The following is a 14,590-nucleotide window of genomic DNA, read 5'->3' on the forward strand; positions in this document are numbered from 1 at the left end:
GATCACCCGATCCCATTCCGAACTCGGAAGTTAAGCCCCGCATCGCCGATGGTACTGCGACGTCAGGTCGCGGGAGAGCAGGTCGTTCCGCTCACATAGGGTGCTTTATGTTTTCTTGGATAAATCAGAGTATGTATCAGCCGCCCATGAGGCGGTTTTGTTTTATATAGACTTTGTGAGTGATAAGAGGGATGCGGTGTGCGATATAATCGTACTTCAATGCAGGATTACATACGAAAACGTATGTATATGTAGTAAAATATCGGTCGTTTACACTTAATGTTAATCGGAGGATACGATGAGAATTCTTGGCATGGGCGTACCTGAATTGCTGCTTATACTTGTAGTCGTCCTTCTTATTTTTGGCCCAAAGAACCTTCCTAAATTGGGCACTGCGCTTGGCAAGACTGTAAAAGGTCTTCGCGATGGAATGGGCGCAGGTAAGAAAGAAGCATCTGAGGCAACAGATGAAGAAGAAGTAGTTGAGGAAGTGGTTGTAGAGAGCACAGCTTCTGAGGCAAACACTTCTTCTGATGCACCAAAGAAGACTGTTAAGAAAGTTGTTGTTAAAAAGGCAGAATAGCCTTTGACATAGCTTGAATATAAATCTTTCGATTTATATTGGTAGAGAAGTTGGAGCAACACGCTTGTTTGAAACAGGCGTGTTGCTATGTTAATACAGGGAGAAGAACTATGGCTGATTCAAATTACATTCTCACAAAAGAGGGACGCCAAAAACTTGAGGAAGAACTGCATTATCTCGAAACTGAGAAACGAGCTGAGATAGGCGAGAGAATTAAAATTGCTCGTGAATTTGGCGACATATCAGAGAACTCTGAATACGATGATGCGAAAAACGAGCAAGGCATGATGGAAGCTCGTATTGCGGAAATAACACGTATACTGAGTGAAGCTACGGTTGTCACCACTCCAAAACGTTCTTCAAAAGTGAATGTGGGTTCTACTGTTACTGTAAACATGGCTGGTAACGAGCGCGTTTTCACTATAGTTGGTGCTGCTGAAAGCGATACTGCTAGCGGTCGTATTTCCAATGAATCGCCTGTGGGACAAGCGCTGCTTGGACATAAGAAAGGCGAAAAAGTAATAGCTGTAGGTCCTACAGGACGGCAAACCGAAATGGAAATCTTAAAAATTGAACACTAATCAAATGGGAGAGCAAATGCAGGAGCCAGACAATATAGAGCCAATAGAAGATGACCCTATCCAAGTAAGATTGTCTAAGCGGCAATCGTTAATAGATTCTGGGATAGACCCTTATGGGCACGCATTTAACAGATCGCATGATATTGCTACCTTAGATGCTATGTATGAGCATCTGGAAAATGGCGAAAGCACGGAAGATGAAGTGTCTATAGCCGGTCGAGTAATGGCTAGGCGCGTTCAAGGAAAAATTGCTTTTCTTGAAATTATGGATAACAGCGCAACCATTCAGCTTTTCTGCCGAATTAATACACTGGGAGAAGATGCATTTGCTAGTCTATGCGATTTAGATGTGGGAGACTGGATCGGCGTACATGGAGTAATGGTTCGTACTCGCCGTGGTCAACTTTCTGTTGCGGTTGATTCTTTCGAACTTTTATCGAAAAGCTTGCGTCCTCTTCCAGAGAAATATCACGGGCTAAACGACAAGGAAACTCGTTATCGTCAGCGCTACGTAGACCTTATTGTTAATCCGGAAGTACGCGATACTTTTCGCAAAAGGTCGGCAATTGTATCAGCAATTCGTCGCTATATGGAAGAACAGGGTTTCATGGAAGTGGAGACTCCGTTTTTGCATGGCATTATAGGTGGCGCTAACGCAAAGCCTTTTATAACCCATTTCAATGCCCTAGATCGCGATTATTATTTGCGTATTGCTACGGAGCTGCCGCTAAAGCGGCTTTTAGTTGGAGGCTTTGATAAGGTTTTTGAAATAGGTAGGCAATTCAGAAACGAGGGTATGGACCCACATCATAATCCTGAATTTACCACCATGGAGGCGTATCAGGCTTTTAGCGACTTAGACGGAATGATGCAGCTTACTGAAGGCTACATAAAGGCAGCGGCGCAGGCAGCATGTGGAACGCTTCAAATAAATTATCAAGGAACTGAAATAGACCTTTCGGGCACGTGGAGACGCGCATCTATGATTGAGCTTGCTAGCGAATATGCAGGTGTAGATGTTTCGTTTGAGCGTACCCGCGAAGAACTTGTCGAAATTTTAGAGGATCGTGGCGGATACGCTGAAAACTCATGGGGCAAGGGAAAGCTTATCGCTGAGATATTCGAAGCTGTAGCGGAAGATAAGCTAATTCAGCCTATTTTTGTTATTGATCATCCAATAGAAGTATCTCCTCTAGCGAAAAAGCATCCCGATAATCCGGAACTAACGCAGCGTTTTGAATTGTTCATAATGGGTCATGAATACGCCAATGCCTTTACGGAACTGAACGACCCGGTAGATCAAGCCGATCGTTTCCGGGCGCAAGTAGCCGCTAAAGATATGGGCGACGATGAGGCTATGGGCTACGATTCCGACTATATTCGCGCACTTGAGTATGGCATGCCACCAGCCGGTGGTGTGGGTATAGGCATAGATCGTCTGGTTATGCTGCTTACTGATGCTCCTTCAATACGCGATGTGTTGCTCTTCCCGCACATGCGCGAAGAGGCGTAAGTGGCAGACCTAGTAATTTATGAATAGACGCTAAATAGTTATTGTTTAGTGTTTTTCAATAGAGAGTTAATGATTTTTAGCAACAAGGGGGAATTGTCATGGGAGAAACAGAGGCTCAAGAAGCACCAGAGAAGTCTGCAGGTCTTGGGGAAATTGAAGACTTGCTATCAGACGGGATTAAAGCTACTCCTCCTTCGTTCGTGAGAAGCATACTTAAGGCAGCAGCAGATCCGGAAGTTATTTCATTTGCGGGTGGTCTTCCTAACCCCATTTCATTTCCGCAAAAGGCTTTGCTTGAGTCTATGCAGCGGGTAGTGGCAGAACAAGGTGCAGCTGCGTTTCAATATTCTCTAACAGCAGGGCTGCCCGAATTGCGGCGTTGGATTGCTCAGCGTTACAACGAGCGTCATGGGCTAGATTACACCGAAGATGATGTGCTTATTACTACGGGTTCTCAGCAAGCATTAGATTTGCTTGGTAAAGTACTTTTGAACAAAGGCGACCATGTGGCGGTTGAAATGCCAACTTATTTGGCAGCAATTCAGGCGTTTTCTATGCAGCAGCCTCAATTTCATGCTGTTGAACTTACCGAGGACGGTCTAAATATTCCTCAGCTTAAACGTGCTTTGGATGCGGGCGTGAAGATGATATATCTCATTCCTAACTTCCAGAATCCAACAGGTCTTACCTATTCGATAGAAGGGCGCGAGGCGGTGCGTGCAGCTCTTGCTGGAAGAAATGTGGTGCTTATAGAAGATGATCCGTATGGCGAACTGCGTTTTGATGGCGCTACTCTGCCATATATTGGTGCTGGACATTTGCCGCACAGCATTGTGCTTGGGTCTTTTTCTAAGGTGGTTACACCCGGTATGCGTACAGGGTTTATTCTTACTAAAGATGCGCAGCTTTTAAGGAATATTTCTATCGCGAAAGAGGCTAGCGATCTTCACACCAATGTGTTTTCTCAGTATGTAATTTGGGATTATCTGATGCATAACGACCTAGATGAGCACTTGGTGAAGATTAAAGATCTTTATCGTTCACAGGCTCAGGCTATGGTAGATGCTATGGAAGAATTTTTTCCTGCTAATGTTACCTACACGCGCCCCGATGGTGGAATGTTTTTATGGGTAACATTGCCCGAAGGCGTAAGTGCTATGAAAATTTTCCCAGAGGTGTTAAAGCAAAAGGTAGCGTTTGTGCCTGGCGATCCATTCTTTGTAGACGTGCAAGACTCTAACACTATGCGCCTAAATTACACCAACGCTGATTGCGCAACTATTCGTGAGGGTATTTGTCGTTTGGGGAAGATGCTTAAAGAACTTAATTAAGTTCAACACGCTTAACATATGGATGGATATTTGATGATTTTGACAGCAATTAGTTAGGAAGACCATGTGGTCGGCGTATCCTAATCGTGTGTTAAAACGCGCATTTGTGTTGCGTTGTGCTAAAAAGATTAATGGGGAGTGAAAGTACCTTGGTTCGCAATTCAGATTTTAGTAATGTGGCTATAAAAGTTGGTCGTGTTGGTACAGCTGCATTACTCTCTGTAGCTCTAGCCGTTCCGCCTATTGCTATTACAAGTTCTCCTGCTTTGGCGGTAAGCGAAAGCTCTGATGCGGTATCCGCTGCTGAAGCAAGCAAATCTCTTTGTGACAATCAGATTCGCCTTGGTAAAGTAATAGTTGAACTTCGTGCATCTGGAGTTGCTGGCGCTGAAGCTGTAGAGCGTTATTTGACGGGTAAAGGGTTCACTAAGGCTGATGTTTTAGGAATGGATGTTGCGGCTATTGCTCAGGTAGACGCAAATCTTTCTTCTGAAATTTCTTGGTTGAAGGGTGTTTTGACAACTCCGGTAGCAGAGGAAGTGCCCGCTCCTGAGAATCCTGCGGAAAATGAAGCCGATAGCAGCACCGATGATAATGCCGGTAATGCAGATTCTTCTGATGCCGCAGATGATGCAAGTGTAGAGGAAGAAACCAATAGCGAATCGCAGGATGCCGAATCCGGGGATGCCGAATCTACAAATGACGATTCTAGCAAAAACGAATCTTCTTCAAGTGATACTGCTTCAGATAATGAAAGCAGTAGCAATGATGCATCTGAAAAAGAAGAAACTCCCAGCGTACCTGAGCTAGTAGTGCCGCATCCTGTTTTTGGCGGTTTAGCCTCAGATGCTGAAAGTGATGCGCCAGCTTATCCTCAATGGAGCTACAACGGTGATGCTACTTATACGCCTCACAATATTGGCGTAAACATGACCACCGAGAAATTTGTTGCAGTTATAGGCGAACAAGCAAGACAAATCGCAGATGAAAGCGGCTTATATGCGTCTGTGATGATTGCTCAGGCTATTCTTGAGTCAGCTTCTGGCAATTCGGCTTTGGCTACTGCTCCTAATAATAATTTGTTTGGTATAAAGGGTGCCTATAATGGCAGCAGCGTTAACATGCGCACTGTCGAATATGATGATAGCGGCATGATGTATATAACCGATTCTGATTTTCGCAGTTATCCCACTATGCGCGATTCGCTAACTGATTATGCATTGCTTTTGACTAATAGCATGGGCGGATTCTACAGCGGGGCATGGAAATTGAATGCCGAAACATATGTAGATGCTTGCGATTTTCTGCAAGGTCGCTACGCTACCGATATTGCATATTCCGCCAAACTGCAAGATCTTATTGTTACATACGATTTAACTCGTTACGATGAGCCACTAGATTACGTTCTTACTCATACATATGAAGTAGTTGCTAACGACGGTCAGTTTTATTCTTCTGAAGCAAATTTGGAAACAGGTGAGCTTCAGATGGAGCAACGTGATTTGGTTGATTTAGTAGTTGAGGCAACTTCGCATCTTGGTGAAGATTATGTATGGGGTGGCACAACCCCCGGCTCATTTGATTGCTCTGGCTTGGTTCAGTATGCTTACCGTCAGGCAATGGGAGTTGAAATTCCGCGTACAACTCATTATCAGTGTATGCAGGGTGACGATGTAGATTTTAACGATTTACATATGGGCGATTTGCTTTTCTTCACCTATGAAGATAACACTGTTGGACATGTTGGTATGTATTTGGCTGAAGGGTGCTTTATCGAAGCGCCGCAGACCGGAGAAGTTATCAAAATTACTTCTATGTCAGAGAAGATGCCAACATTTGCGAAGCGTATCATAGAAAGTAAACCAGTTGATAAGGAGCTTGCGCAGAAGTCCACTTCTGAGCGATGGGAGAAGGCAGTAGCGCTTATACGTACACAGCAAGCAAGCGATGCAGCCGATGCGCTTCCAATATCGATTGGTGGTAAGCGTGATTAACGCATGTTTGAAATAGTTTTATCTGGAGCGGGACCGTTTGGTCCCGCTCTTGTTTGTGTAGCATATGGGTATGTTGTGCTTGGCTAGCACTCTAGCCCAACGACTGCTAAAATTGCATTCGAAAAAAAGATTGTGATAGCGTGTTAGAAATGAGGGAACATGTCATTTGAAAAATTTACAGATAAAGCTCGAAAGGTGCTGGTGCTGGCTCAGGATGAAGCGCGGGCTCTACATCAGCCATATGTTGGTACAGAGCATATTCTGCTTGGGCTTATAAAAGAAAAAGAGGGTTTGGCGGCACAGGCTATAGAGCGCATGAATGTATCGTATGACGATGTAGTTCAGGCTATACGTCAGGTTTCTTCAATAGATGAAGATACTGATGTGTCGGGGCATTTAGCTTTTACTCCTCGCGTAAAACGAGTGTTAGAGAATTCGCTGCGTGAAGCCATGCAGATGGGGCAAAGTTATATATCTACAGAACATTTGCTATTAGGTATTGTTCGAGAAGGAGAGGGTACTGCCCTAGATGTGCTTTCGCGTTTAGGAATTAGTGGTGATGACATTCGGTCAACAATGAACGATATAGTTGGTCAGACACCGGTAATGGCAGGTCGTAATTCGTTTGATCCTATGGGCGGCAGTCACGATAGCATGTTGAACGAATTTGGAACCGACCTTACTAAAAAAGCGCATGATGGTAAGCTTGACCCTGTAATTGGTCGCGCTGCAGAAATAGAGCGCGTAATGCAGATTTTGTCTAGGCGGCAGAAGAACAATCCGCTTATTTTAGGAGAACCGGGCGTAGGTAAAACTGCTATTGCAGAAGGGCTAGCTCAACTTATCGCATCGAATCAAGTTCCTGATTTGTTGCGCAATAAACGTCTGATAACACTTGATGTATCGGCTCTTGTCGCTGGTAGTAAGTATCGCGGTGAATTTGAAGAGCGCATGAAGAAAGTTATCAAAGAGGTAATGGATGCAGGTGACGTACTGCTATTCATCGATGAGATACACACGATAATAGGTGCTGGATCTGCTGAAGGCTCTATAGATGCAGCTGCAATATTGAAACCTCCGCTGTCGCGTGGCGAAATCCAGATAATTGGTGCTACTACATTAGATGAATACCGCAAACATTTAGAGAAGGACTCTGCATTTGAGCGGCGTTTCCAGCCCCTTACGATAAAAGAGCCAAATGAAGAGCAGGCTGTACGTATTTTAGAAGGCTTGCGTGATAGATACGAAGCGCATCATCAGGTGCATTTTACTGAAGAGGCGCTTCAGGCTAGCGTTTCGCTTGCCAATCGCTACATTCAAGATAGGTATTTGCCCGACAAGGCGATAGATGTCCTAGATGAAGCCGGTGCGCGCATGCGTATACGCAATATGACGCTGCCGCCAGAATTGCGCGAATTGGATGACCAGATAAGGCGTGTTCGCCAAGATAAAGACAAAGCCATAGGTGAACAGAATTTTGAGCGTGCAGCTTCACTTAGAGACAAAGAAGCCGAGCTTAAAACCAAGCGCGAAGAAGCCGAGAAACAGTGGGAGGCTGATTCAGCGAAGAGTATCAACCAAGTTACTATGGAAGATGTCGCTGATGTTATATCGATGTCTACTGGAGTTCCGGTGTCTAGCTTGACAGAGGCCGAAACAGAGAAACTTTTGCGGATGGAAAGCGTCTTACATGAACGCGTAATTGGACAAGAAGAGGCAGTTACAGCGCTATCGAAGGCTATTAGACGTTCGCGTTCTGGATTGAAAGACCCGAAGCGCCCGGCTGGCTCGTTCATCTTCTTAGGTCCCTCTGGTGTTGGCAAAACAGAACTTGCAAAATCGCTTGCGGAATTTCTCTTTAATTCCGAAGATGCGCTGTTGTCGTTTGACATGTCGGAATACATGGAGAAGCATGCAGTTTCGCGTTTAGTTGGTTCGCCTCCGGGGTATGTCGGCTTTGACGAGGGTGGTCAGCTTACAAAGGCGGTACGTCAGCGTCCGTATTCTGTGGTGCTGTTCGATGAAATAGAGAAAGCGCATCCGGATGTATTCAATATTTTATTGCAGATACTTGAAGAAGGTAGGTTAACCGATGCACAGGGACGCACGGTCGATTTCCGCAATACGGTTATTATTCTTACCTCTAATGTAGGTGCGCGTGAAATTGCACAGTCCACTCCGCTAGGCTTTAGTCCGCAAGGGCAAGATGGGCTTTCCGATAAAGAAATCAAAAGCCGCGTTATGAGCGAAATGAAAAATATATTCAGACCAGAATTTCTTAACAGGCTTGACGAGATAATTGTGTTCAAGAGCTTAACGAAGGAGCAAATTGGGCAGATAGTTGAACTAATGGTGGCAGATCTGCGAGATCGTATGATAGAGCAGAATATGACCATTAACTTGACCGATGCGGCTCGTCAATTCATCGCTTCTGAAGGCACCGATACGACATATGGTGCACGTCCATTGCGTCGTGCTATTCAACGTTTGCTGGAAGATCCGATATCGGAGCAGATATTGGAGGGTCGTTGGACAAGCGGTTCTGTTGTTGATGTGGATGTGGAAGGCGAAGGCGAGGATACTCACCTAGTGTTTAATGAGGGTACAGGAAGTATTCCGGCACCGCGCAAGCGCGACTCGATTGCTCGCGAGGCTGAACTTTTGCTTACCAATTTCGATCTTGGAAATGCTGGCGTTTCTAAACCGGCACCGGCTGGAGCCATAGGAAGCGGTACTGAGTAAATATTACAGATTACTTATAGATACGAAGAAAGCCTAGAGTTTGCTTCTCTAGGCTTTCTTATAGCTAAATGAAGATTAAATTAGCCAGCGTAAGTTACCTTGGCACCTTGCGGTGTGTCTTCGATTATAAAACCTAACTCTATCAAGCCATCGCGAATAGCATCAGCTTTAGCCCAATCTTTAGCAGCTTTAGCTGAAGTGCGTGCCTCTATTAGAGCGCTTAGTGCCTCATTTGTGTTTTCGCCGGTGTAATCTGCCATATCTGCTGCTAGGGATATAGTTTCTTCTGGATAGCTAGCGCTAGTCTTATCTTCAATCTTCATTCCTAACACGCCTAAAAGTTCTTTGATAAGGTTGCTTGCATGCTTGGTGCATACTGCATCTTTATCCGATAAGGTTTTACCAGCTAATGTGGTGTTCATATGACCAACTAATGTAAAAATACAACCTAGCGCAGCGGGTGCGTTGAAGTCGTCATCCATTGCAGATGTAAAATCCTCGCGCGTTTGCTCAACAACTGCTTCTATATCTTTTTCGTCAAGAGCACTTGGAGCATCGGTCTGTGCATTTTTGCACAACCAAGCCATGTTCTCTAAGGCTGTTTCTATTCGTGATAAAGCAGAGTTGGCTTCATCAATTCGTTCCATTGAGAAATCAAGCGGGCTTCGATAATGTGTTTGCAGCATTAACATACGCAGGGCAAGCGGTCTGGCTTCTTCTAAAACTTGATGAAGCAGAAGAAAATTACCAAGCGATTTACTCATTTTTTCGGAATTAATCTGGAGCATTCCTGAGTGCATCCAGTATCTAGAAAAAGCTCCATCGTATGCGCATTCGCTTTGCGCGCATTCATTTTCATGATGGGGAAATATAAGGTCGGCACCTCCGCCGTGGATATCAATTGGAAGTCCCAAATACTTTTCGCTCATAGCTGAGCATTCTATGTGCCATCCCGGGCGACCTAAACCCCAAGGCGATTCCCAAGATGGTTCTCCCGGTTTAGCAGCTTTCCAAAGCGCAAAATCTAAAGGATCGCGTTTTCTGTCTTCTACGCCTTTACCATCTGCGCGAAGTTCGCGATGCCCTGCTTCCATTTCATCTATATTGCGCCCAGAAAGCGATCCGTAATGGGCATCTGAGCGCACATCGAAATAAACATCGCCTTCTTTGGCATAGGCATGTCCTTTATCGATTAGCTTTTGTACTAAAGCTATCATGGCATCTATTTCTTCGGTAGCTTTTGGTCGTATTGTAGGCGCAGCAACGCCGGCTGCATGCATGTCTGCTATGAATGCTTCAGTGTATTCCTTTGCTACATCTGCGGCGCTGCGACCTTCTTCGCTTGCCTTTGCTATTATTTTGTCGTCAACATCTGTTACGTTTTGAACAAAAGTTACGTTGTAGCCGCGCCATTCAAAATAACGACGGATCATATCAAACGATATAAAAGTGCGCGCATTTCCTAGGTGAATACGGTTGTAGACAGTAGGTCCGCACACATACATACTAACCTTGCCCTCTTCGCGAGGTATGAAATCAACTTTGCGACGTTGCTTGGTATCGTAGAGCTTTATCATTTTGTCTCTCTTTCTTTGCTGATAAGGCAGGTAGCCCATGCGCAAATACCTTCTTCGCGACCAACAAACCCTAAGTGTTCAGTGGTGGTAGCTTTTACGCCTACGTTTTCAATAGGGATTTCAAGCGCTGCAGCTAGGTTGGCGCGCATCTGCTCGCGATAGGGAGAAAGCTTAGGCTGCTGTGCTGCTAGGACTGAATCTACATCTACGATACGAAACCCCTTGCTGCGTACCGCGCATGCTGCATCTCGCAAAAGCAACATAGAGTTCGCATCTTTGAAAGCGGGGTCGGTATCTGGGAACAGTTTGCCAATGTCTCCTATGCGTGCGGCTCCAAGAATAGAATCGGCGATAGCGTGTGCCAATACATCTGCGTCAGAGTGTCCATCAAGTCCTAGTTTGTATGGAATTTCAACGCCGCCTAATATAAGTTTGCGCCCTTCAACGAAAGCGTGCACGTCCATACCGATACCGCAACGCATATCTGGTGCAATCATCGTTCCGACTCCGGGATATAGCTTTCTGCAAGTGCGCGCACGGCAGAGACTAGCAACATGTAGTCTTCCGGCACTGTAAGCTTAATGTTGTCACGCTTGCCCTCAACTACCATTACGGTGCCGCCTAAGCGCTCTATTAGCGACGAGTCGTCTGTTCCCACAAAACCATCCGACATGGCAGAAACTTGAGCGCGGCGATATATTCCAGTGCGGAATACTTGAGGTGTTTGGGCGTTCCAAAAAACTGTTCTGTCTGGGGTTCCTACAATAACGCCATCTTCAACAATTTTTAAGGTATCGATAGAGGGGTGTGCAACTACCGCTCCGTCTACGTCGATATTTCCTTTTACAGTATTGATGGTATGTAGCACCATGTCCGGAGAGATTAGCGGGCGCGCACCATCGTGCAATACGACAAATTCAAAATCGTCAGGAACTTTTTCAAGCCCTTTGAATGCGGATTCCTGACGAATTTGTCCGGCTGGCGCCATAACTATTGGCGTTACAAACGGAAAAGGATCGATAGCCCGTTTTAAGTATTCTTCGGTGCGTTCTTCCGGGCAAACTATTACTATAAGACCAATATCGCCTACAGCATCAAACGCTTCGGCTGACCATGTAAGAATTGGTTTTCCGGCTATTTCTACAAGTTGTTTACCACCTTCGCGACCGAAGCGATCTCCTGTGCCGCCGGCTAAAACGATTGCTGCCGTCTTGGGGTTTTTGTCCAGTTTTCCTACAAGCTGTGATGTAGCAATGCTGAAAGCATCTAGATCGATAGAATTCATCAACTCCGGAGCGCGTAGCGCCTCGGGAGCAAATACGGGATCGACGGTATTTGACATCGGCATTCCTTGCTTTTTCGTGCGTGTAAAATAATATACATAAGTATACATCTCGAATAATTGAAAGTTGCACTGCACGCGCCGCGTAAACTTGCTAAGATGTTAATTACAGAAATGTCGAACGAAAGGGTCAAAATGGGAGTCAAATCAAACGAGGTACTCGAAATATCTTTCGACGATCTGCAGCCGTACCTCCATGCGAATCATGCTATCTACATGGAAGTAGACGGAAATTGCTACTATCTTACTGATGTGAACGATCGCTATTGGAGAGTTCAAGATTGTTCACAGAAGAACGAGAAGGGCCATTATGTAGATGCGAGTGAGTTAGTTCCGACTATTGCCGAGTTTTTGGAGTTACCTTTCTTGGACGGGAAGTCGGTACATGACCTGTTCGATGAAGCTGAATTTTATGCGTCTGAAAAATAGGTTGAGTGTCTGTTAAAAAAATAATAGATATAAATAAAGTGAAGCGGCTGATCGTAGCCGCTTCTTTTTGAAAGGTGATACGTGATGTCAGAAAACGAAGAATTAACACAAGAGGCACCAGAGGACTGCACTGGCAGTTGCTCTAGTTGTGGTGTTGCTGGGTGTGGATCGCGTACTCAGGATCAGGCACCTGCAAAACTTGAGCCCAATAGCCGTTCAAGCATAAAAAAGGCTATAGCGGTCGTGTCGGGTAAAGGCGGCGTTGGCAAATCGCTGGTAACAAGTCTTTTAGCGGCTCAATTTTCAAAACAGGGCAAAAAAGTTGCAATTTTGGATGCCGATGTAACCGGTCCTTCTATCCCTAAAGCTTTTGGTGCGCATGCGCATCCTGTTGCCGATGAAGATGGTATAAACCCTGTTACTACACCATCAGGGATAAAAATTATGTCAGTTAATTTGCTTCTTCCCGGTGAAGATGTGCCTGTTGCTTGGCGAGGACCTGTTGTCACAAATGCGCTTATGCAATTTTGGCAGGAAGTGAATTGGGGCGATGTTGATATTATGCTTATCGATATGCCTCCCGGAACATCTGATGTGTTTTTAACCATATTCCAAATGCTTCCAATAGATGGCATAGTTAGCGTTTCCGCTCCGCAAGAACTTGTAGCTGCAATAGTGGGCAAAGCTGTGAATTTGGCTCATAATTTGGACGTTCCGGTTATAGGTCTTGTAGAGAATATGGCTTACTTTAAGTGCGACGATTGCGGTAAAAAACATTACATTTTTGGTGAACCGCAAGGCGAATCTGTTGCCAAAAAGTACGAAATAGATGCCGTCGCTACTTTGCCTATAGATCCTGTTGCTGCTCGTTTGGTCGATGCTGGCAAGGTAGAGGAATACGATACAGAAAATGCGCTTTTGCCGATAATCGAGCAAATTGAGAAGGCTTAATCATAATATGCTTGGCAAAATGCTACGTTGTGTTATAGTAGTCAACGCATTTTTGGGGCATTAGCTCAGCTGGGAGAGCGCATGGCTGGCAGCCATGAGGTCAGGGGTTCGATCCCCCTATGCTCCACCAGAATTTGCATACGGGCACCTTTGTTGGGTGCCCGTATTTCCATTATCAAGAGCCGGGGTAGGGAGTTGGCCCGCTGATCCTGACACCAACCTGAGGGTTTCTCTTAAGGTGGTAATGCCAACATCGATGAAGGGATGCTCTTATGGCGAACTTTAGCAAGGATTATATTTTCACTTCAGAATCAGTTACTGAAGGTCATCCAGATAAGATGTGTGACCAAATAAGCGATGCTATTTTAGATGCTATTCTGGCGAAAGAGATTGAGCTTCAAGAGACGGGCTATATTGCACCTAATGGTCAGCCTGCAGACGTTAGCAAAGTGCGCTGTGCGTGCGAAACGCTTACTACGACAGGTATGGTTGTTGTTACTGGTGAAATTCGCACGCAGGCGTATGTGGATGTGCCTGCTATAGTGCGCGATGTTGTTAATGAGATTGGATACAACAGGGCAAAGTTTGGTTTTGATTGCAGCACATGCGCTGTTATGAATTCTATTCACGAGCAATCTCCCGATATAGCGCAGGGGGTGGATGAGTCGTTTGAATCACAGCGTGGAAGTGCTAAGGAAAGCGATGCTTATGAGCTAATCGGCGCCGGCGATCAGGGCATGGTTTTTGGGTATGCAGTAAACGAAACACCCACATTGATGCCCATGCCAATTTATTTGGCGCATAGGCTTGCTGAGCGTTTAACTGAAGTACGCAAAACTGGTGTATTGAAGTTTTTGCGCCCTGATGGCAAGACGCAAGTATCTGTGCGCTACGAAAACGATAAGCCGGTAGAGATTGAAAAAGTTGTTGTATCTACCCAGCATTCTGAAGATGTGGATGCCGATACGCTGCGCAAGGCAATCATAGACAATGTGATAAAACCGGTATTTGAAGAACAGGGCGTAAAGCTGGCGGATAATGCTGAAATATTTGTAAATCCCACAGGGCGTTTTGTTGTAGGCGGTCCGATGGGTGATGCTGGTCTTACAGGGCGAAAGGTAATCGTTGACACGTATGGCGGAATGGGACGTCATGGCGGCGGTGCATTTTCGGGTAAGGACTGTACGAAGGTTGATAGGTCGGCTGCTTATGCGGCGCGTTGGGTGGCAAAAAATGTGGTTGCGGCAGGATTAGCTGATAGGTGCGAGGTACAAATTGCATATGCTATAGGTGTGGCTAATCCAGTATCTATAATGGTTGATACATTTGGTACCAATAAAGTTCCAGAAAAAGATATAGAGTGCGCTGTAGGTGAAGTCTTCGATTTGCGCCCTGCTGCGATAGTGGATGAACTGGATTTACGCCGTCCGATATATCGCAAAACCGCTGCTTATGGGCATTTTGGACGCGAACTTCCAGAGTTTACTTGGGAAGCTACCGACAAAGTTGATGCCTTGAAGGCGGCTTGTGGGATGGCATAGGCTTTT

Annotated in this window: 12 protein-coding genes, 1 tRNA gene, 1 rRNA gene and 1 riboswitch; of the genes, 11 read left to right on the top strand and 3 right to left on the bottom strand. The window is 45.4% G+C overall.

Annotation, left to right across the window (positions count from 1 at the left end):
* The 7 genes from rrf to G7Y46_RS02260 form a co-directional block, all read left to right on the top strand.
* Window positions 1-94, top strand: a 5S ribosomal RNA gene (gene rrf, locus G7Y46_RS02230); the annotation flags it as partial.
* A 204-nt stretch (window positions 95-298) separates the two neighbouring features.
* Window positions 299-583, top strand: coding sequence for a twin-arginine translocase TatA/TatE family subunit (gene tatA, locus G7Y46_RS02235; RefSeq protein ID WP_165062994.1), 285 nt, complete (start codon window positions 299-301; stop codon window positions 581-583).
* Window positions 584-693: 110 nt separating this feature from the next.
* The gene (gene greA / locus G7Y46_RS02240) at window positions 694-1,164 is read left to right on the top strand and encodes a transcription elongation factor GreA (RefSeq protein ID WP_165062995.1); all 471 of its coding nucleotides are present in this window, start codon (window positions 694-696) and stop codon (window positions 1,162-1,164) included.
* 16 nt (window positions 1,165-1,180) lie between these two features.
* Entirely contained in the window at window positions 1,181-2,677 is a 1,497-nt protein-coding gene (lysS, locus tag G7Y46_RS02245) for a lysine--tRNA ligase (protein WP_165063011.1), read from the top strand.
* A gap of 98 nt (window positions 2,678-2,775) precedes the next feature.
* Window positions 2,776-4,008, top strand: coding sequence for a PLP-dependent aminotransferase family protein (locus G7Y46_RS02250; protein WP_165252167.1), 1,233 nt, complete (start codon window positions 2,776-2,778; stop codon window positions 4,006-4,008).
* 149 nt (window positions 4,009-4,157) lie between these two features.
* Window positions 4,158-6,002, top strand: a complete 1,845-nt coding sequence (locus G7Y46_RS02255) for a glucosaminidase domain-containing protein (protein ID WP_165252169.1) — start codon at window positions 4,158-4,160, stop codon at window positions 6,000-6,002.
* Window positions 6,003-6,161: 159 nt separating this feature from the next.
* On the top strand, window positions 6,162-8,744 hold the full coding sequence (locus tag G7Y46_RS02260) for an ATP-dependent Clp protease ATP-binding subunit (protein ID WP_165062998.1): 2,583 nt from the start codon (window positions 6,162-6,164) through the stop codon (window positions 8,742-8,744).
* An 80-nt stretch (window positions 8,745-8,824) separates the two neighbouring features.
* Here the strand turns inward: G7Y46_RS02260 and cysS are convergent, their stop codons facing one another.
* Genes cysS through ispD form a run of 3 tightly spaced genes read right to left on the bottom strand, consistent with a single transcriptional unit; the run spans window position 8,825 to window position 11,663 of the window.
* Entirely contained in the window at window positions 8,825-10,321 is a 1,497-nt protein-coding gene (gene cysS, locus G7Y46_RS02265) for a cysteine--tRNA ligase (protein WP_165252171.1), read from the bottom strand.
* Window positions 10,318-10,818, bottom strand: coding sequence for a 2-C-methyl-D-erythritol 2,4-cyclodiphosphate synthase (ispF, locus tag G7Y46_RS02270; protein WP_165252173.1), 501 nt, complete (start codon window positions 10,816-10,818; stop codon window positions 10,318-10,320). The genes cysS and ispF overlap by 4 nt, the downstream gene beginning before the upstream one ends.
* A complete protein-coding gene (ispD, locus tag G7Y46_RS02275; RefSeq protein ID WP_165063001.1) occupies window positions 10,815-11,663 on the bottom strand; it encodes a 2-C-methyl-D-erythritol 4-phosphate cytidylyltransferase in 849 nt (282 codons plus the stop codon). The genes ispF and ispD overlap by 4 nt, the downstream gene beginning before the upstream one ends.
* Before the next feature lie 135 nt (window positions 11,664-11,798).
* On the opposite strand from ispD, the gene G7Y46_RS02280 reads away from it, so the two are divergent.
* From G7Y46_RS02280 to metK, 4 genes are all read left to right on the top strand, one after another.
* Window positions 11,799-12,092, top strand: coding sequence for a CDP-alcohol phosphatidyltransferase (locus G7Y46_RS02280; RefSeq protein ID WP_165063002.1), 294 nt, complete (start codon window positions 11,799-11,801; stop codon window positions 12,090-12,092).
* A gap of 84 nt (window positions 12,093-12,176) precedes the next feature.
* On the top strand, window positions 12,177-13,043 hold the full coding sequence (locus tag G7Y46_RS02285; RefSeq protein ID WP_165063003.1) for an Mrp/NBP35 family ATP-binding protein: 867 nt from the start codon (window positions 12,177-12,179) through the stop codon (window positions 13,041-13,043).
* A gap of 54 nt (window positions 13,044-13,097) precedes the next feature.
* A tRNA-Ala gene (locus G7Y46_RS02290) sits at window positions 13,098-13,173 on the top strand.
* A gap of 39 nt (window positions 13,174-13,212) precedes the next feature.
* Window positions 13,213-13,306: riboswitch (SAM riboswitch) on the top strand.
* Between the two features lie 9 nt (window positions 13,307-13,315).
* Complete coding sequence (gene metK / locus G7Y46_RS02295; protein WP_165252175.1) at window positions 13,316-14,584, top strand: methionine adenosyltransferase; 1,269 nt, start codon at window positions 13,316-13,318, stop codon at window positions 14,582-14,584.
* Window positions 14,585-14,590 lie beyond the last annotated feature (6 nt).

It is taken from the genome of Adlercreutzia sp. ZJ304, from assembly GCF_011039075.1.
Lineage (GTDB): Bacteria > Actinomycetota > Coriobacteriia > Coriobacteriales > Eggerthellaceae > Adlercreutzia_A.

Excerpts from the sequence above, each read along its gene's own strand:
- tatA (WP_165062994.1), top strand. The coding sequence starts at position 299 with ATGAGAATTCTTGGCATGGGCGTACCTGAATTGCTGCTTATACTTGTA.
- greA (WP_165062995.1), top strand. The coding sequence starts at position 694 with ATGGCTGATTCAAATTACATTCTCACAAAAGAGGGACGCCAAAAACTT.
- lysS (WP_165063011.1), top strand. The coding sequence starts at position 1,181 with ATGCAGGAGCCAGACAATATAGAGCCAATAGAAGATGACCCTATCCAA.
- G7Y46_RS02250 (WP_165252167.1), top strand. The coding sequence starts at position 2,776 with ATGGGAGAAACAGAGGCTCAAGAAGCACCAGAGAAGTCTGCAGGTCTT.
- G7Y46_RS02260 (WP_165062998.1), top strand. The coding sequence starts at position 6,162 with ATGTCATTTGAAAAATTTACAGATAAAGCTCGAAAGGTGCTGGTGCTG.
- cysS (WP_165252171.1), bottom strand. The coding sequence starts at position 10,321 with ATGATAAAGCTCTACGATACCAAGCAACGTCGCAAAGTTGATTTCATA.
- ispF (WP_165252173.1), bottom strand. The coding sequence starts at position 10,818 with ATGATTGCACCAGATATGCGTTGCGGTATCGGTATGGACGTGCACGCT.
- ispD (WP_165063001.1), bottom strand. The coding sequence starts at position 11,663 with ATGTCAAATACCGTCGATCCCGTATTTGCTCCCGAGGCGCTACGCGCT.
- G7Y46_RS02280 (WP_165063002.1), top strand. The coding sequence starts at position 11,799 with ATGGGAGTCAAATCAAACGAGGTACTCGAAATATCTTTCGACGATCTG.
- G7Y46_RS02285 (WP_165063003.1), top strand. The coding sequence starts at position 12,177 with ATGTCAGAAAACGAAGAATTAACACAAGAGGCACCAGAGGACTGCACT.
- metK (WP_165252175.1), top strand. The coding sequence starts at position 13,316 with ATGGCGAACTTTAGCAAGGATTATATTTTCACTTCAGAATCAGTTACT.